General features: G+C 49.4%; 13 protein-coding genes. All 13 read right to left on the bottom strand.

What is annotated here, in order from left to right:
* Positions 1-51: 51 nt before the first annotated feature.
* Complete coding sequence (locus tag DWZ45_RS01965; protein ID WP_118467336.1) at positions 52-1,512, bottom strand: penicillin-binding transpeptidase domain-containing protein; 1,461 nt, start codon at positions 1,510-1,512, stop codon at positions 52-54.
* Positions 1,496-2,836, bottom strand: coding sequence for an FtsW/RodA/SpoVE family cell cycle protein (locus tag DWZ45_RS01960; RefSeq protein ID WP_118467334.1), 1,341 nt, complete (start codon positions 2,834-2,836; stop codon positions 1,496-1,498). Before DWZ45_RS01960 ends, DWZ45_RS01965 begins: the two co-directional genes overlap by 17 nt.
* Before the next feature lie 47 nt (positions 2,837-2,883).
* The gene (locus DWZ45_RS01955) at positions 2,884-5,268 is read right to left on the bottom strand and encodes a DUF3656 domain-containing protein (RefSeq protein ID WP_118467332.1); all 2,385 of its coding nucleotides are present in this window, start codon (positions 5,266-5,268) and stop codon (positions 2,884-2,886) included.
* Between the two features lie 13 nt (positions 5,269-5,281).
* Positions 5,282-6,502, bottom strand: coding sequence for a hypothetical protein (locus DWZ45_RS01950; protein WP_118467330.1), 1,221 nt, complete (start codon positions 6,500-6,502; stop codon positions 5,282-5,284).
* 89 nt (positions 6,503-6,591) lie between these two features.
* A complete protein-coding gene (ruvB, locus tag DWZ45_RS01945) occupies positions 6,592-7,614 on the bottom strand; it encodes a Holliday junction branch migration DNA helicase RuvB (protein WP_107001650.1) in 1,023 nt (340 codons plus the stop codon).
* A gap of 158 nt (positions 7,615-7,772) precedes the next feature.
* On the bottom strand, positions 7,773-8,396 hold the full coding sequence (ruvA, locus tag DWZ45_RS01940; protein WP_022360178.1) for a Holliday junction branch migration protein RuvA: 624 nt from the start codon (positions 8,394-8,396) through the stop codon (positions 7,773-7,775).
* A 256-nt stretch (positions 8,397-8,652) separates the two neighbouring features.
* Positions 8,653-8,838, bottom strand: coding sequence for a hypothetical protein (locus DWZ45_RS01935; RefSeq protein ID WP_118467328.1), 186 nt, complete (start codon positions 8,836-8,838; stop codon positions 8,653-8,655).
* 88 nt (positions 8,839-8,926) lie between these two features.
* A complete protein-coding gene (locus DWZ45_RS01930) occupies positions 8,927-10,234 on the bottom strand; it encodes an AMP-binding protein (protein ID WP_118467326.1) in 1,308 nt (435 codons plus the stop codon).
* 104 nt (positions 10,235-10,338) lie between these two features.
* On the bottom strand, positions 10,339-11,484 hold the full coding sequence (locus DWZ45_RS01925) for an acetyl-CoA C-acyltransferase (RefSeq protein ID WP_118467324.1): 1,146 nt from the start codon (positions 11,482-11,484) through the stop codon (positions 10,339-10,341).
* A 135-nt stretch (positions 11,485-11,619) separates the two neighbouring features.
* The gene (locus tag DWZ45_RS01920; protein WP_022360190.1) at positions 11,620-12,189 is read right to left on the bottom strand and encodes a biotin transporter BioY; all 570 of its coding nucleotides are present in this window, start codon (positions 12,187-12,189) and stop codon (positions 11,620-11,622) included.
* A 182-nt stretch (positions 12,190-12,371) separates the two neighbouring features.
* A complete protein-coding gene (locus DWZ45_RS01915; protein WP_147353092.1) occupies positions 12,372-13,013 on the bottom strand; it encodes a hypothetical protein in 642 nt (213 codons plus the stop codon).
* A gap of 84 nt (positions 13,014-13,097) precedes the next feature.
* Positions 13,098-14,234 carry an FAD:protein FMN transferase gene (locus tag DWZ45_RS01910; RefSeq protein ID WP_227589401.1) on the bottom strand — a complete coding sequence of 379 codons (1,137 nt, stop codon included), beginning with the start codon at positions 14,232-14,234 and terminating at the stop codon, positions 13,098-13,100.
* 21 nt (positions 14,235-14,255) lie between these two features.
* Positions 14,256-18,686, bottom strand: coding sequence for a hemoblobin-interacting domain-containing protein (locus DWZ45_RS01905; RefSeq protein WP_147353091.1), 4,431 nt, complete (start codon positions 18,684-18,686; stop codon positions 14,256-14,258).
* Positions 18,687-18,939 lie beyond the last annotated feature (253 nt).

The raw sequence follows: 18,939 nt of genomic DNA, 5'->3' as shown, positions 1-18,939 counted from the left end.
CAAAAAGGGCAGGAAAAGCTTCAAATCGCTTTCCTGCCCTTTTCTTTTGTCCTACTGCCCATATTTCGCAAAATACCGATCCAGCACCTGTCTTGCGATCGGCGCAGCGACCGCACCGCCGGAACCGGACTCTTCTGCCAGCACGCAGATCGCCACCTTCGGCTTGTCCGCCGGAGCGAAACCGACAAACCAGGAATGTGTCTCCTTACCTGTCTCAAACTCGGCGGAACCGGTTTTTCCGGCCACCGTATAGGATGCCCCCCGCATCGCGGAACCTGTACCAATCTCGACCACCTGGCTCATGAGATGTGTCAGAAACTGTGCGTCATTCGCAGACATCAGGGTTCCATAGGCGGACGGAAGGAACTTCTTGACCGTCTGACCACCCACATTTTCAACATGATCGATCATATATGGCTTCATCAGCGTGCCGCCGTTGGCGATCGCCGATACGATCATCAGGTTATGCAGCGGCGTAATCTGGGTTTTTCCCTGTCCGATCGCGGTCTGAAGCTTTTCCCAGTCATCCGAACTGCCGTCGAGCGAAAACGTGCTCTGGTTGTACGGAAGTGTGTACGGAAGCTCCGAATTAAAGAGCATCTGATTTGCCAGCGCCCGGAATTTTTCTGAATTAATCTGCATTCCAATCTCCGCAAACGCACCGTTGCAGGAATTGGCAAATGCCTGAATCAGGTTCTGCGCCCCATGTGCCGTCCCGTGGTAACATTTAATCGTATAATCGCCATTCTGGTAAGAGCCATTACAATTATACACATAGTCCTGCCAGGTATTCGGGTTCTCTTTCATATATTCCAGCACCGTCAGCATCTTGAACGTCGATCCCGGCGGATATAAGCCCTGCGTCGCGCGGTTGACTAACTGCGCCTTCGTGTTGTCCGGCGATGTCAACTCTGCCCAGCGCTCATCGACGAGATTCGCATTGAAATTCGGCTGGGAAACCATCGTCAAAATCTTTCCCGTATCCGGTTCCATGACGATCACTGCGCCCCGGTGTTTTCCGATCGCGTCGGATGCCGTCTGCTGCAGATCCACATCGAGCGTCGTAATCACATTGTCGCCCAGATTTTTCTGCCCCTGAAATTCATTGATCGTTTTCTCAATCAGATTCACATGGGAGGAAAGCAGGTAGAAATTCGCCAGCGACTCCAGACCTGTTTTTCCATTTTTGCCGGAATATCCGACCGAATGGACAAACAGATAATCATACGGATAATAGCGTTTCTCGCTTCCGTCACTTGCAACGTTCGTCTGCGCCAGCACCGTTTTATCATTGCTCATAATCGAACCGCGGGTCACCCGGTCTGAGAGGAGATCGAGTCTCGCATTATAAGAGCTGCCGATCACATTTTCACTCTTAAACTGGATAAACCAGCCAAAATAAACGGCCATCGCGATAAAGAGCGCCGCAATCCCATAGGTCAGCCACAGAATATGACGGTTTGAACGCGCTCTCGCATTTTCAGTTCTTTCCATTTCATCCTTCTGCCTCATCAAGCTGCTGCTCCTCCTCTTCTTCCTCATTCCGTTTCAGGACATATAGTCCCTGTATCACGCCAAACAGGATAAATGTGCTGAGAATCGAACTGCCTCCATAACTGACAAGCGGCAGCGTCACGCCGGTGGACGGAATAAACTTGGTCACGCCGCCGATCGTCAGGAACACCTGCACCACATACTCAATTCCCAGACCAAACGCGATCAACTTGTAAAATAATGCCTGCATCCGGGTCGCAATCAGCATGAACTGCATGAAGCAGCCCAGACAGATCAGGAGAATACAGAGCGCATAGATGCCGCCCAGCTCCTCCGAGATCGCCGCGAAAATGAAGTCCTTCTCGACAACCGGGATCTTCTTCGGCATCCCCTGGTAAAGTCCCATGCCAAACCAGCCGCCTGTGCCGATCGCAAAGAGCGCCTGCGTAACCTGATACCCTTTTCCTGCGATGTCACTCCACGGATCCTGCCATGCTTCCACGCGGACACGCACATGCGAAAACAGCTTATACGCCAGCATCGCAGCCGCACAGCCGCTTCCAAGACCGCCTGCCAGATACAGCCAGTTGGAGGTTGCAATAAACAGCATCAGGACATAGGCGAGGAAAAAAATCAGCGCACTTCCCAGATCCTTGGATAACACCAGAATCAACACGTGCGCCGCCGCCACGCCGGTCGTGATCGCCACATTTTTAAACTCCGTTGAGCGGTAAAACATCGTCGCCACGAAGAATACAAAGCTAATCTTGACAAACTCGGACGGCTGGAACGAGAATCCACCGATACTGATCGAAAGCTGCGCGCCGAAGCTGGTATTGCCGATCACACAGACAACCAGCAGCAGCGCCAGACCTATCAGACCGTACACCCACGGTATCTTAGCGAGCTGCCAGGTTCTATCTATCACATATGGTATAATCATTGTGATAACCGCCGCAACTGCCATGATGATAAACTGGCGGACCGCCTTGTCCATCGAGATGCGCGTCAGCATGATAAAACTGGTGCACAGAAGCATACACGTGTTGTTCAGCAACAGTCTCGACGCATTCCGGTAAAACAGCCGGTATAAGAGCTGGTACAGGACAAAAAAGACAAGCTGCGCGCCGAAAAACAGCACAACTGCCTCATCCTCGGTTTGTAGATAAATGATCGTACCCGACAGAAGAAATATCAAAAACAGCGGTACATTCTGCAGACGACAGAGCCGGAGTTTCGACTCGTCATCCGGCAGTGAAAAAAAGCGGAAATTGTAATATGTATAAATCAGTATCAGCAATATCATCAGATACCTGGACATCGTTGTCACAAGATTTATCATGGTGATCCTCCTTTTCATGTGTACCCGGAAGATTCCCGGTACACACGCTACTCTACGCCCCTCTTAAAATGACCTCTTGTAAATTCGCCCTCCAGCTCCACCGGTTCCTGATGGAGGAAGGTCTTCACGTAGGCATCCAGCACTTCCCCGGTCTGTGCCGCACTCTCCGACGTAAATGCCAGACGCAACACCTCCGGCTGCAGGCGGTCTATCTGCTTTTTATCCTTCAAAAGCGACAGGGGGCTGGAATTGTAGATCGTATTGCAGCAGAAACGGCACTGGTTCCTTACCGGAAATACCTTCTTTTTGCGATCCCGCAGATACAGATATTCCGGACATTTACTGCATCCTTCCACTGTTTTCCGGATGCACTGGGCGGTTACCATGACCGGGATCGAACCATATACGAGAAGTTCCCGTTCCCGGCTGTCGCGCGCCTCCAACTCCCGGCTGTTGAGCTCGACCGGAAGGGTAAAACGCATCGAAAACTCCGGCGCCATCTCCCGCACAAAATCCTCCGCCCGGTGATTCATCGTATAAATACCATAATCCATCACAAGCGGGATGGAAATCTTCCACTCGCGCACCAGTTCCAGCTCTTCCCATGCCCGGATGACAAGACCGTCAAATCCCGCCGATTCCAGCCTGGAACGATGTGTTTCAAAATATTCCTTTGCCCGATCGCGGAAAATATGCGGCATTACCAAAAGACACTGCTTGTCTGCCTCATGGCAGCGCGATACCCATTCGTTCCACTGTTCGACGCCAAATTCAGCACTATCCAGATAGATGGCGCCGACTTCCGGTACGGATAACGCCACTTTTAACTGTGCCGGGTGTTCGACCGAAACGTGGATGTGGTACAGAGCTGTTTTATTCCCTTTTTTATTCTCAAACAGCGTTTTCTGGCTCTGTACAGGTAAATCTGCTGTGAGTTCAACGTCCTGAGCCGGGCTGGTTTTTTCTGATTCCGAACCTGTCTGGTTATTTTCTTCCAGATTCTTTTCTTCCGGATTTTGCCATCCTTTTCCTGTCCCGCACGCCCTATTTTCCGGTATCTCCCGGCGGTATGGACGCAGTATCTCCTCGGTCAGCTGCTCAAACGCAGAGCGGCGGAGTTCATTTAACTCCTGCACCGGCACAAAGGGGCTGCCGCCTGTCTCCACTTCCAGATTTTCAAAATAATACGGCGTATTTCCCGTTTTTCCGAGCTGTTTCTCAATCCGTTCCTTGCTCATCGGCTGTTTCACTGCCGTCTGGACAACTGCTCCGATTCCGCCTGCCATCCGGCTTTCTCCCGTCAGCGGATCTTCGTATTGAAGCGTCAGCTGCAGCGGTTCGCCTTCACAGACACGCGCAAACCCCTGAACCGGTTCTTTCACCTCTGCTTCCACATACGTTTTGTCCAGATACTGGTAAAGTTCCCGGTTTTCCTGGCGGAATGCCGGTTTCTCATGGCAGACCACCATATCGCGTCCATTGTGCTCGGTATAATAGCCTAACGTCTGACCGCCGCGGTCAAACAGATCCAGCAGCTCCTTCCGGTCTTTCGGGTCAACCCGGTAACCTTTTCTGCCATTCTTTAAATATAAATCTACATATTTCCGGTACAGGCGCACCACGCCTGCCGTATAGCGCGGACTCTTCATGCGTCCTTCGATTTTCAAGGAATAAACGCCTGCTTCCAGAATATCCGGCAAAATATCCAGCGTACAAAGATCCTTGAGACTGAGCACATACTTGGAATCGCCCGGATTTAACACGCCATTTTCTTTCTTTTGTTTTTTGTTTTCATTCGGGTTGTTCTCATCCAGCCGCCGAAGGACATCAAACGGAAGCCGGCAGGTCTGAGCGCATCGTCCCCGGTTGCCGCTTCTGCCGCCGATCAGGCTGCTGAACAGGCATTGTCCCGAATAACAGTAACAGAGAGCCCCGTGAACAAAGCTCTCTATCTCCACGCCCGTCTCCTGATAAATGCGGCGTATCTCTTCCAATGAAAGTTCACGCGCTGTGACGATGCGGACCGCGCCCATTCTAGTCATAAGCGCCGCGCCCTCCGGTCCGGTAATCGTCATCTGTGTGCTCGCATGAACCGGCAAATCCGGAAAATGCTCCCGGATATAAGAAAATACGCCCATGTCCTGCACGATCACGGCATCCAGTCCCGCCTGGTAATACGGAAGCAGATAGTCGTATAAGTCATCCATCTCGTCTTCCTTTACCAGCGTATTGACCGTCATATAAAGCTGGCGCCCATGCATATGCACGTAGTTGAGCGCTTCCAGCATCCCCGTTTCATCCGGATTTTCCGCATATGCCCTGGCTCCGAAACGGCTGCCGCCCATATAGACTGCGTCCGCCCCCGCAGCAACCGCCGCTTTCATGCTATCGAAGGAACCCGCCGGTGCCAGAATTTCCACCTTTTTTTTCATATCATTTCACCCATTATAACCGCAGAATTGCATCTTTCAGTTCCACCGTTCCCTGTCTCTTGGGAAATGGCTTCCGCTTCATATATGCCTCCACCTGTGCCTGACGGACAGCTGCCAGTTCCTCACGTGCTGCCCCTGCCTCCTGGAGGCTCTCTTCCAGATCTTTCTTTATCGTCTGTTTTTCCTGCTCCAGCTGGCTCAGCTGCTCTTTTACACTTTGTTTTTCCTGTTCCGTCTGCATCAGACGTGCTTCCAGCTGCGATTTTTCCGTCTGCACAGCTGTCGCCGCCTGTCTTGCTTCTTCAAGCTGTTGTTTGAAAATCTCCAGCTTGTCCTGCAAAGAAGCGATTTCACTCTGGGATGACTCGACCGCCAGACGCTGATCTTCTGCCTCCTGTTTCCAAACCTCTGCTTCTCCACGGAAATCGTTTGCTTCCTTCTTTGCATCCGCAATCTGTTCCAATGCCTCTTTCTTTGCAGCTTCTGCCTGCTCCCGGGCTGTCTGCTCCGCCCTGGCAGCGCGATCCTGGGCTGCTTTTTCCGCGGATTCCACGCGATCCTGTACCTCTCTCTTCGCACGTTCAATCTGCTCCTGCGCTTCTTTTCTTGCAGACTCAACCTGTTCCTGTGCTGTTTTCTTCACAGCCTCGATCTGTCCCCGCGCTTCTTTTCTTGCAGACTCAACCTGTTCCTGTGCTGTTTTCTTCACAGCCTCGATCTGTCCCCGCGCTTCTTTTCTTGCAGACTCAACCTGTTCCTGTGCTGTTTTCTTCACAGCCTCGATCTGCTCCTGCGCTTCTTTTTTCACACGCTCAATCTGCGCCTGTACCTCATTTTTAGCAGCTTCCGCCTGCTCAGCTGCCTCTTTTGCCGCCTTCTTTGCTGTCTCCAGTTCTTCCTCGCTGACGGTGCGCTCATTGCGGAGACTCTCGAGTTTCATCTGGGTGCTGACCATCTCATGTTTCAGACGATATGTCTCTTTTTCCATGCTCTCTTTGTCGGATGCAAGTGCCTTCGCACTCTCTTTTTCTTTAAAATAATCATCCGCCAGATTCAGATAAGTCATAATACTCTGGTAGTCTTCCGGCATTTTCAAAAATCCCGGCTGCGCCTTGAGCTGGAAAATCTTCCCATTCAGATACGTGGCAATCTGCTGTACATATCCTTCCGTCTCACTGCCGCCCAGGCTATACACTTTTCCATCAATTAATACATCTATATACTGTTTTGCCATCGCATTCTCTTCTTTCTATCTATTAATAAATATGGTTCGACGTTGTCACGTCACCCACACAGAAATACCACCTTCAAATCAATCAAATATCAAATCTCAGAAATACCGTTTTTTGCTTGATTCCAGGCATACCCGAGATGCCGATACGCTGCTTCGGTCGCCATCCGCCCACGCGGAGTCCGGTTGAGCAGACCGTTCATCAGAAGATACGGTTCATACACATCTTCCAGTGTCCCAGCATCCTCGCCCAGCGCTGCCGCCAGCGTCTCCAGCCCGACCGGACCGCCGGAAAACTTGTCGATAATCATATGTAAGATCGCACGGTCGTTGTTGTCAAGTCCCAGCTTGTCCACATCAAGGATATCCAGTGCAAAATCCGCGACTTCTTTCGTAATCACGCCGTTGTACTTGACCTGTGCAAAGTCCCTCACACGTTTTAACAGGCGGTTTGCCAGACGCGGCGTTCCTCTCGAACGTCTCGCAATCTCATAGGCGCCCGTCTTATCAATCTCCACATTCAGAACTCCCGCCGTCCGCAGGACAATCGTCTGCAGCTCTTCAGGCGTATAAAAATCCATCTTCTGCACGATGCCGAAGCGATCGCGCAGCGGCGCCGTCAGAAGCCCCGCGCGTGTCGTCGCGCCTACCAGCGTAAATTTCGGCAGATCCAGACGAATCGAGCGCGCCGTCGAATCTTTTCCCAACATGATATCGATCGCATAGTCCTCCATCGCCGGATAAAGCACCTCTTCCACCTGGCGGTTTAAGCGGTGAATCTCATCCACAAAGAGGACGTCTCCCTCCTGGAGCCCGTTGAGAATCGCCGCAATCTCCCCTGGTTTCTCGATTGCCGGACCGGAAGTAACCTTCATACGGGTTCCCATCTCATTGGCGATAATGCCGCTGAGTGTCGTCTTTCCCAATCCCGGCGGTCCATAGAAAAGAACATGGTCAAGCGCCTCGCCGCGGGATTTCGCCGCATGGATAAATACCTTTAACGTCGATTTGATCCGCTCCTGACCGATATATTCGTCTAAGGTCTGCGGGCGGAGACTTCCCTCAATCCGCTTATCCTCCTCCGTCACCTCGGTTGTAATCGTCCTTCTGCTCATACTTGTTTCCTGTCTTTCCTGTTTTTCTCTCTCATTCAATTAAGCCATGACAGTTCCATTTTCTCATATCTGCCACACATTCCAAATTTTCATCTGACGCACAAGCACCACTATTTTTTATGATCCTGCAATTTCGAATGTCCGACACATAGGTTGTTTTACAAAAACGCCAGATATTTCAGCGATGCCTTCAATACCGCCTCGGAATCCATCTCTTCCGTCACATTGGCGCTCTTGACCGCCTTCACCGCCTCGGCATTCGTATATCCCAGCGCCACCAGCGCCTCCACGGCTTCCTTCACCGCATTGCCTGAAAGCCCGTTCCCCGCAGCCGGCGAAACCGCCGCACTGCCATCTAACAGCGGTGTCAGCAGATCCTCTGCCTGTACTTTATCCTTCAAATCGAGAATGATCCGCTGTGCCGTCTTTGCCCCAACGCCCGGTGCACGGGAGATCGCCTTCGCATCCCCAGTCATAACCGCAAGACGCAGATCCTCCGGACGCAGCGCCGACAAGATGCCAAGTGCCCCCTTCGGACCAATGCCGTTGACCCCCAGAAGCTGGCGGAACATCTCCAGATCCGAACGGCTTAAAAAGCCGTACAGGCTCATATCATCCTCCCGCACCTGCAGGTGCGTATATATCTTTACCTCTTCCCCGAGCGGCGGTAAAACTTCCAGCACCGACATCGGGACAAAAATCCCGATCCCCATCATGCCGGACTCGACCACGATACGGTCCTTTGCTTTCTCCGCCAGGATGCCTTTTACATACGAAATCACGGTAAATTCCTTTCTTTTCTCACTGGTTCAAGATCTGGTTCAAACAAAAAAAAGAACGCTTCAAAATGCCTCCAAATCTTCTTTTCAGTATACCATAGCACAGTTTTCATTGCAAGGAAAGTGCGGAATTTCGAACATATATTCTGCCCGGTTGATTGAATTTCATTTTTACACATTATCGGGAACCTATAAATGAAAAAGCTTTTCAATTGTAATATCAATGATTACAGTCAAAAAGCCTTTCCTTATCTTTTATTTACTTGTTATGCTTAGATAAACTATGTAATATTTCCTGATTACACCTATATAATTCATCAAATAGCTTTCTAAACGGCTTGTATAACTCATGCCTCTCTAAATCCGGCTTATAAATACATTTCTTTTGGATTACTTGGCGCAAATCTGAAAAACCTTGGTAGAATCCGACTCCAATCGCTGCCATCAGTGCATCTCCATAAGCTGCCCCTATGTCTTTCTTTTGTCATTTTGCACAATAAGCAATTTTCTTTTTTGACAAGAAAAAGCATTTTTCACAGTTCTTTTTTGCGAATCTTTCCGCTTTCAGTCTTTGGAAACTCCTTTAGAAAGACAAATTCGCGTGGAATCTCATAATCTGCCAGTCTTTCTGCCAAAAATTCCCGAATTGCCATATTGGTACAACCACTTTTTTCGCTGTCACTTCCGGCAATTTCTTCCCTTTCAGCTTCTTTCTCCCACACAATCCACACTTTCAGATAATCGCGCCCATGCTCATGGACTGCCTTCACTGCCGTCTCTGCCACTCCCGGAAATGTCCGCACCGCTTCTTCGACCCGGAGGGATGACACTTTTCTCCCATTTATGTTGCAGATATCATCATCCCGCCCATCAAAATAGAAGAGTCCCTCTGCATCTGTGTGACCGCAATCCCCAATCACCGCGTCATTTCCAATTCCAAGGATTCCATACCGCGTTTTTACATGAAAATGGTCGTTTTCAATCCAGACATCCACCTCTGGAAATGCACGGCCAACCAGCGTCGTATCTTCTTTCATCTCACTTCCACGGATATAGGTAATATAGTTCAGCTCGCTGGCGCCATAATACAATGTAATCTCCGCTTCGGGAAATGCCTTTTTAAACTGCACTGCCTCCGCACCGCCCATACTCTGGGAGCCGCTGACAAAAGAAATAATCCGGTAATTGACCGCCTGTTCCCGCTCATAGATACGCCGCAGCGCCCGCAGCTTGACCGGAATCAGATAGACGCTGGTCGCCTGTTCTGCCTCGATCATCCGCTTCCAGAGGCGCGGATCAAAGGAATCCGCCGCAACGACGCTTCCGCCGGACGCAAGCTGCGCCATATAAAGGTTCAGGTTGCCCGTAAACGCCAGGCTCCCCTGCATAAACGTAATGCTTCCCTCTCCCATTTTGAAAATCTTATTCTGAAGCTTAAAAAAATCGTGCCAGCTTTCAAAGGAGCGGAACAATACTTTCTGACGACCGGAGGTTCCCGACGTCATCACACCCATATATGCCCCTTCCGGAGGTGTCACGTCACGCAATTCATCGGAAATTTTTACATCGGACGGTGCAATCACCGGAACCGTATTTCCGTCTCCATATGCCAGAAACTGAATAAGCTGATGCGCGATCGTCGGTTCCTGGATCCAGTGGATGTGACGTTTTCCCTGTTTTTCTTCTATCTCTTTCGGATGTTTCCTTACACGTTCTGCCGCCTCGATGAGCTCCCCGAACGTATAGCGCTCTTTCTCCGTGATCAGGGCTTCCCACTCTGGCGGGTATGCCCGGAGCGCATCCAGATATGTATTTATACATTGTGTCTGTATTTCTTTCATGATTAATTCCTGTCTTTTACTTATTTTTATATAGAACTTTTTACCAATCTGAGCTTTTAAATTTACCACATTTACTTTTTATATCATTCAAACACTGTCTTCATCTACTTCATTACTTTCTCCACCAGAATACTGCTTCCGATCCCTCCGGCGGCTGCCACGCAGCACATTCCCAAATGCCCATTTTTATATTCCAGTGCTTTCATCAGATGCAGCAGAATCATTGCGCCGGAGACACCATATGGATGCCCAAAGGCAAGTGCCCCGCCCCAGATATTATAACGGTCTTCAATCCCCGGAAATGCACGTTCAAATAGAACATCAATAACGGCAAACGCTTCATTGACCTCAAAAGCATCGATCTCCTGATAAGAATGCCCCGTTTTTGCAAGTATCGCCTTAGCAGCGCTGACGGCTGATTTTGGGCTCATCATCGGATCATCCCCGATCGCTGTACCAAACCGGAAACGGCATTCTGCTTTCCGTCCCTGTTCCCGCAAAAACCTTTCCGAACAAAGTACCACAAATGCCGCGCCATCGTGCATCAGGCACGCATTTGCCGCCGTGATTTTCGTGCCATTTGGAAGCAGATACGGCAGGCGGTCGATCAGACGCTGGCTCATTGTCGGACGGATTCCCTCATCCCGGCTGCTGCCGTCGATGGAAACCGTTATATCCTCCAATATTCCCTCTTTGCGCGCCTGCGCCGCCCTCTTATGGCTCCGGAGCACCCAGGTGTCCATCTCTTCCTTAGAGACATTTTCCCGGATCGCAGTCTCCTCCGCGCCCTCTAACATAACCTGCTCGCCGCGCTTTCCCGGCACAAACTGTGCAACCGTATACACCTTTCCACCGTCATATTCCGGATGGTTCGGGGACATCATGCGGTACGGCTGTACCGAAGAACTCTCCATTCCCCCGGCAATGACCAGATCCGCCATCCCGCTCTCAATCTTGGCTGCTGCCGCGCTGATCGCCTCCAGCGCCGACCCGCACTGCAGATCCAAAGTAACTGCCGGAATCCGCTCTGGAAACCCTGCCGAAAGTGCCGCCAGACGCGTGATATTGCCGCCTCCCCCGACCGCATTTCCTCCTATTATATAGTCGATCGCATCGGTTGGAAGCTCAAATCGCGAAACCACCTCCCGCAGCACCTCCGCCCCCAGCTTTTCCGCCGGGATATGACGGTACATTCCATCTTTCACCCCGATGTAACTGCGCAAACCGCCCAGAATATATACGTGATTCATACTTTTCTCCTGTTTTTCTTCTATTCCTAATTAAAATTAAAGGGATGCGGCAACGGACTCCTCATGCCTCCTGGCTGCATTTCTGCACTAAAAGGCTGATTCTGTTCACTACCACATCCCATCTTTATTTTCTATCTAATTTCCAAATAAGCCCGTCCGCTTCAGCGCCTTTCCAAGTGCTACCGCTGCCACACACTTAACGATGTCCAGCGGAATAAACGGAATTATCGACTGCACGATAACTGCACCCCACGGCTGTCCGGTCACGTGTTTCATCCAGCCTGCACCGAATGCGTAAATCACCGGAATACCAACTACAATCAGGAACGCTGTCTGGAATGCAACATTTTTCCATTTCCGGCAAAACAGGGAAATCAGGAACGCTACAACCAGAAATCCGATATAGTAACCGCCGCTCGGTCCAAGCAGTTTTCCCGGTCCTGCGCTTCCGCCGCTGAATACCGGCACGCCGCATAAGCCTAACAGCAGCCAGCTCGCCATAACTAAAATGGTATCCTGTGGTGCAATCAGCAGACCGATCAGGTTGACAATCATCGTCTGCGCTGTGATCTTTGCATCCGAAAACGGAAGCGGAATCGCAATATACGAAGACACACTGATAAGAGCCAGCATCATCGCCAAAAGTGTAAGCCGCTTCGCGCTCCATGCGCCGTGTACGTTCACTGCACTTGTCTCTGAACTCATTATATATACCTCCTCAGTGATAAAATTCTAAGCCGTGTAATGCATTTTCCTATGAATCACACACAGAGAATCTTTGCTAGAAAAGAGTATATCGGAATTTCAGTGAATTGTCAACCTTGTTTTTATAAATGGTTTACATATACATCCATAGCTCCTCTGCACCCACTTTATCATCGGCATCCCTATTTTTCTGTAATCGAAAGAATTTCCTTTCCCTCTTGCTTCGCTCTCAGATACACCGCGTTTCTTCCCTCCTGCCCCGAATCCGACAGATATACCTCCTCATCAGGACGAAGTGGGGCAAGAAAACGTACTTCCAGAGCGGTCTGTCCCTTCATCCAGCCCTTCTTCCACAGACGAAGCAGACAGGCATTCATAACAAGAAACCCCGGCAGAACTGCCGCTTCTCCCTGATGGATCGGATTGGTATCTGCCGCCTCCCGGAGATATTCTTCCATCTGGCTGCGGCTAAATACCAGCGTATCATCATCCTCACTGCCCAGTTCCGTAATTGCTTTCATGAGCGGCATTTTCTCTTTTTCCGGGACAAGGACGCTCTGGCGCGGTTTTACCAGCAGCACTTCCATCTCCTCATTTTCCCGTTCCTTTTCCTCCTCCGCTGCCGCTATGCGGACCCGGATTGCCGAGCGGCCTTTTTTGATGATTTCTGGAGTTAATTTGGTATGGCAAAACTCATTCTCCCCCTGTTTGGGCTGCCAGTCCAGATGAAGTGTAGTTGTGCCTATCATCCAGCCCTCGTATCCTTCCAATGTGGAGAGAGCGCGCTCAAAGCAAAGAAGCTTCTTTTTCAATCTATCATTCACGGTATTTTCGACCTCTTCGTTATAAATTGTAAATCTGACTCGCATGCACTTTTCTCTGCTCATTATACTAGATCTGTTCCAGAATCACAATATCCGAATCTCCCGCGTCTCCCCCTGATCCACCGGAATAAACCGGTCTTTTAAGCCCGGCGTCAGCCAGATCGTGCCGCCCTCGTCAACTAGGACTGCCTCATAGTCCTGATGCGCCGCCCAATGTGCCGCTGCCTTTTCCCGTCCCATGACAAACAGGGCGGTCGAAAGCCCATCGCAGCGCAGCCCGCACGGTCCGATGATTGTCACAGAAATCAGCCCGCTATGCGCCGGCGTCCCGGTGGACGGATCCATGATATGCCAGTAAATCGTTCCGTCATTGTCCGTAAAATAGCGTTCATAGCCGCCGGAGGTAATGACCGCCTCATCCTGCACCCCGACTCCGCCCAGATAACCGTCGCTCTCCGGATCCTTGATACCGACATACCATTTCTCGCCATCCGGTTTCGTTCCGATCGTCTGGATATTACCTCCAAGACTGAACAACGCGCTTGTCACGCCGTCCTCCTTCATAGCCTTTACCACCTCATCCCCGGTAAATCCCTTTCCGACGCCGCCTAGATCCACCATCATTCCCGGCTCGATCGACGCCGTATCTGCTCCTAAACCAACCAGACGATAATCGACCGATTTAAGCAGGCTTTCCCGCTCGTTCTCACTGGGGACCCGGTAATTTCCCGTTGTAAATCCCCAACTCCGCACAATCGGGTAAATTGATATATCAAGTGCACCATCTGTTTCCGCTCCCAGCGCCAGCGCCTCCTGCATCAGATAACGCGTATCCGCTGAAAGTTCCGCTGTTTTCTCCTGGTTCAGATGAAAAATATCGCTGTTTTCCTGCGTTGTCGAAAGCTCCCCTTCCAGCTCTTCCACCCGCCGTTTCACTTTTTCCTGCAAATTTGCACTTCCGCCGTAGGCGTCAAACTGCATCACAGTATCCATCGCAAACACTGTCCAATTCTGCCCTTCTCCCGGATTCTGGTTCGAATTTGAGGGATTTTTCTCTAAATTTTCGTTTTTTTCTACTGCTGCCACATTTTCTGCCGTCTCTTCCATAGACGCAGATAAACGAGGACGGTCATTCTGGACCGCCCCCGTTTGATCCGGCTGCGATGAAGCACCGCAGCCACACAGCAGCAGGGTTAATAAAATCCACCACTTCTGTTTCAATTTTTACTCCTTTAAATACAACTACTCTTCTTCAGAAACAGACTCTTCTTTCTCAGAAGCATCGCCTTTACCTCCGTCGGATTCTTCCTTATCAGAAGTATCATCTTTTACGTCACCGGTCTCATCCTTCTTGGAATCATTGTCCTTAGATTCGTCCGTTTCATTCTTCTTGGAATCGTCACCAGTTTCGCCGGATTCATCTTTCGAATCATCCTTGTCAGCATCGCCTTTATCTGAAGTTTCGTCTTTCTTCTCATCCGAAGTATCCTTGGACTCGTCCGAATCCTCCTTCTTGTCCTCGTCTACTTCCGGTGCCTTGTTCGCATCGTCTGTCTCGTTCTTCTTATCGCCATCCGGTACATCTGCCTTGTTTTCGTCATTCGTCTTCGGCTCTTCCGGTGTTTGCTCCGGTGTGGTTACTCCCTCGGTTGGGGTGGTGACGATCTCGCTTGGGAGGACTTCGTCGGCAAGAAGCGTTTTGGATTCCTTGATTAATTTCCAGTTTTTATCAAGTTTGCACTCAATCGTTCCGTTATTCTTAGTGTAGATAAGAATTTCATTATTCTCTTCTTCACTCAATCCGGACGCTGAAACCTTTAAACAATCATAATTATCATTGCTATAAGATGTATCCGTTGCATGCGGTGCAAACTCACCACTTCTAAGGAGCGAGGAAACGGATGCCTTGCTATACTCTTTTCTATTCACCTCAACCAAATCAATCTCCTTTAAGAAAGTTTTTAACTTTTCTCCCTCAACTCCATTGAAGCGAATCAGTAAATAATAATCTCCTGTCCAACTACGCTCTTTTACAACACTGGAAACCTCAATTTCTGTATCTGCTTTCTGGCTCTCAACTGTAACCGTGATCGACTGATTCTTGTAACCTTTTGCTTCGATCACAACCTCATTCAGACCACTATCCAGTGCGCTTGTCTGAATTGTCAATGTTGTACCATTTACTGCAAATCCAAGCGCAACATCCTCCTCATTATTGCCAGTTACTTTTACAGACTTAATTGCTTTCAGATACTCTTCATCACCAGTCAGAACCAGCGGATCTCCCTCATCAACCGTAGTGCTGCCTGTCAGTTCCGGTGCTGGAAGCAGTTTCTCTTCGTCACCCGCTAACTTCATATCCTTTGTAACTGTAAAGGTAAGCTCTTCATATCCTTCTGCCTGAATCGTTACATCGGTGCTTTCTTCGGTGCTGAAACCGTCTAAGGTGAAATCGATGCAATCAAAATTCTGTACATTGTTATCTGGATCATCTGCATCTGACATCTTCCATGTAGGCTTATACGAACTAAGGCTGTAAGAAGCTTTCGTATACTCTGTTGTTCCAACCTTCACAGACGTAATCTTAGCCAAGTAATCTTTTACACTCGTTCCCTTTGAAGCCTTAAAAGAAGCACGGCCAAAATCTGGATCAAATGACCAGCTGGCTTTATGTTTGCTGAACTCCACTACTTCTGGAGCTGCCATCTCTTCCTTAATTTCTTCCTCTTCCTTCTCAACCACAAATTCACATCTCAGCGCCTCCGTGTAATAATTCGAACGAAGAGTCAGCTTATAGCTTCCCGGCTGAACCTGATGGAGAATCAGCTTCTTGCCATCCCCGGATACTTCATAGTAAACATCGTTGCTGCTGGACACGCCTTTCGTGTAGATATTTCTCTCAACCGCATCTTCCTCGTCAGAAAGCAGGGTAACAGATTTCAGGTTCTTCAGGAAATCTCCCTTGCTGCCATTAACGGTAAATTCAGCATCTGCAAAATAGTAAGTCTTATTAGAATCTTCTTTTTTCTCAGCTGCAAACGCCTCTTTATCATCCGCATAATCAACGGTCAGCGATAAATCGTTTTCCAGCACCTTATCGTATGTAAATGCAATACTCTGGCTCTTATATCCCGTTGCATCAACAGTCAGCTTGTACTCCTCACCAGCCTTGAATACATCCGCCTCTATGGTAATGGTGCCAGCTTCTTTATCAATGGAATATTTGTCCTTGCTGAGTGCCTGCCAGTTTCCGTTGACAACGATACTCTGAACCGCCTCGATATACTCTGTATCCTCTGTCCGCAGGACTACCGGCTCGCCCTCTTTGTTCTGTACAACTGTAATCGCCGGTGCATCCTGACGGGAGAAGTTTCCATTGTACTGGATATCGCCGAGCAGACCATCTTCGAGAACCTCTTTTGCCGTTGCCGGATGGTTCGGATCCAGTGCTCCATTTTCACGGTAATCTGCAAACGGAAGAATTCTGTCCTCTTTGTATTTCTGATTCTCGCTCTTATTTACGTAGTCTTTCCAGCTGAAGAAATCATCATCTCCAGTATCATAAACTGCATCCGGAATCGCATTGTACCACCATTCCATCACTGCCTTGGACGCATCATTTTCCATCTTGGTCTGTTCAAGGAGATGTGCATTTACAAGCAGATCTGAATCAAAAATCAGGTTTGCAGAGATTGCAGAGCTTCCTGAGCTGCTGCCGCTGGAGCTTCCGCTTCCGCTGGAACCAGTCGATGCGGTGCTGATACCGTCGAATCCATATGCCGCCATTTTCTGACCATTGGTCTGTTCCTTCTCTTTTACCGGCTCTGCGCCCGTTGTCACCTTGAAGCTCTTGGAGAATGACCGGAAACCATTTGCATATACAGTGATCTTGTAATTGCCCTTGTATGGCAGATGGTCTGTATTATCATTGTACAGAACAAATAAATCCTGGCTGTAGAGATACCAGTCATCGATCATCTTAAGGTCGCTTACTGTTCCGTTCGGATCTTCCAGGGTCACACGCTCGATCGGTGTCTCAATTGCATATACCAGATCGCTGACTGCAAAATGGAGATTCTTGCCGGACTGCGGTGTTTCCTTAAGCTCCAGCGTCGGTACTGTCTCATTGACGACATGAATCGGGACGAGCGCGGAACCGCCTGCCGACGATACAACCCGCACATAATAACGTCCATTATTGTAGAAATTGCTCTGTCCTGTCTGGATAGTCAGCTGTCCAACGCGTCCCTGTCCGTGCGCCACATTCTTTTCACTGTCAAATACGAGACTCGAATTAATTGTGTTCTTCTGCTCATTGTATTCAACCAGTTCCAGTTTGCGGATGCCGTCAAACCACTCTTTTTCCTCATCTGTATTATAGTTAAACAGAATGGTAACGGCTGCTTTTCCATTTTTTGGAAGAACCGCATCCGGCGAATAGCTCGGATGAGTCTGTTTCTCTTCATTCAAGTTATACGTAGTCTTTTTCGGAGAAATGCGGGCATTTCCGTTTTCATCGTAATTGGTCAGATAATAGTCCCAGTAAGCAACCGGCTCATGCGTCAGAATCTTCTCAGGCAGATAGCCGTCGTTTTCCTCATATACAGCATCTTCCTGGCTCTCATTGCTCAGAACCACCGTCTCTTCCTTTGCTGCATCTTCTTTGCTGCTGACGGTTACTTTGCCCGGTGTGCCAAGAAGCGCCAGTTTTGCCATACGTCCGTCATCTGTGATCGGAGTTAAAAGATTGGTTACATCTTTTCCATCGACCTTAACGACCGTATTGCCTGCATTGTATCCCTCATCAAATGCGATCGGAAGCCACCAGCCCAGGGAATTTACTTCGGTAAGCTTTGTCTTCGTCTCATCTACCAGCGAAACCATCTGCGGCTTGTCTGGATTTTCAGTGTTTCCGTTATCTCCGGCATTTCCGCCATTCTGGTTTCCGTCATTCCCGGAATTACCGTTATTTCCGGAATTACTGTTATTTCCAGAATTACTGTTGCTTCCAGAGCCCCCCGAATGGCTGCCGCCGGAACTGCCGGAATTCCCTGAACCGCCTCCTGATACGCTGCTTCCGTTGCCGGCTGCTGCCGGACTGCTCGCGTAACCTCTATCCGCACGGGTCTGGACCTCTCCATTTTCATTGACCCACTGTCCATCCGCATTGACGCTGTAGCCGTCCGGCGTCCGACCTTCGGTGTGCATCTGACCATAGTTTTCTGCACTCAAGTTATCAAAATAATAGCATTTTCCATCAATCCACTGCCATCCGGTCACGGTCATGCCTTCCGTTCCATCGGATGCAGTGCTGAAGAAATACCATTTTCCTGCATTGTCCTTCCACCAGCCGCGGCGCATCTGTCCTTCCACGCCATCGGCAGTTGTGTTCATATAGTACCGGCGTCCATCGACGGTGATCCATCCAGTCATCATCCGTCCGGTCTGCGGATCAAGATAATACCAGCCATTCTCGGTCTTGACCCATCCAGTCTTGAGCGTTCCGTCCGTTCCCTGATATTTCCAGTCCTGTCCTTCCTGAATCCAGGCGCCGGTCTGTACTCCGGACTCCGATGCCGGTCCGGTTGAAGCATAAGCAGTACCTGCCTGCGCCGCCGCTAACACGGTCACCGCTGCCAGAATTGCCTGCCGGGATCTTCCCTTACCTTTCATACATATTCCTCCATATAATCTTTTGTAATATCTTACTCTCCGCACCGGATTAGGCATCCCTAACTCAGGTGGCCGAGGAGGTTAGTATAGACTAATCCAATAAAATCTGTCAATTATTTAAATCTGTTTAAAAATGAGAATTTTTATCTATTTTTAATTGAATTTTATTCTCAATAAAGCATTAGTTTTTTAGTTACTAAAACTAACATGCAAATTTCTTTTTCCATTCAGCACATGTTAAGTCTCATTTTGC

The sequence above is a fragment of the Clostridium sp. AF32-7AC genome (genome assembly GCF_003477925.1).
GTDB lineage: Bacteria > Bacillota > Clostridia > Lachnospirales > Lachnospiraceae > Otoolea > Otoolea fessa.
The sequence above is the reverse complement of the archived record's forward strand: the minus strand, read 5'-3'. Positions and strand labels throughout refer to the sequence as shown.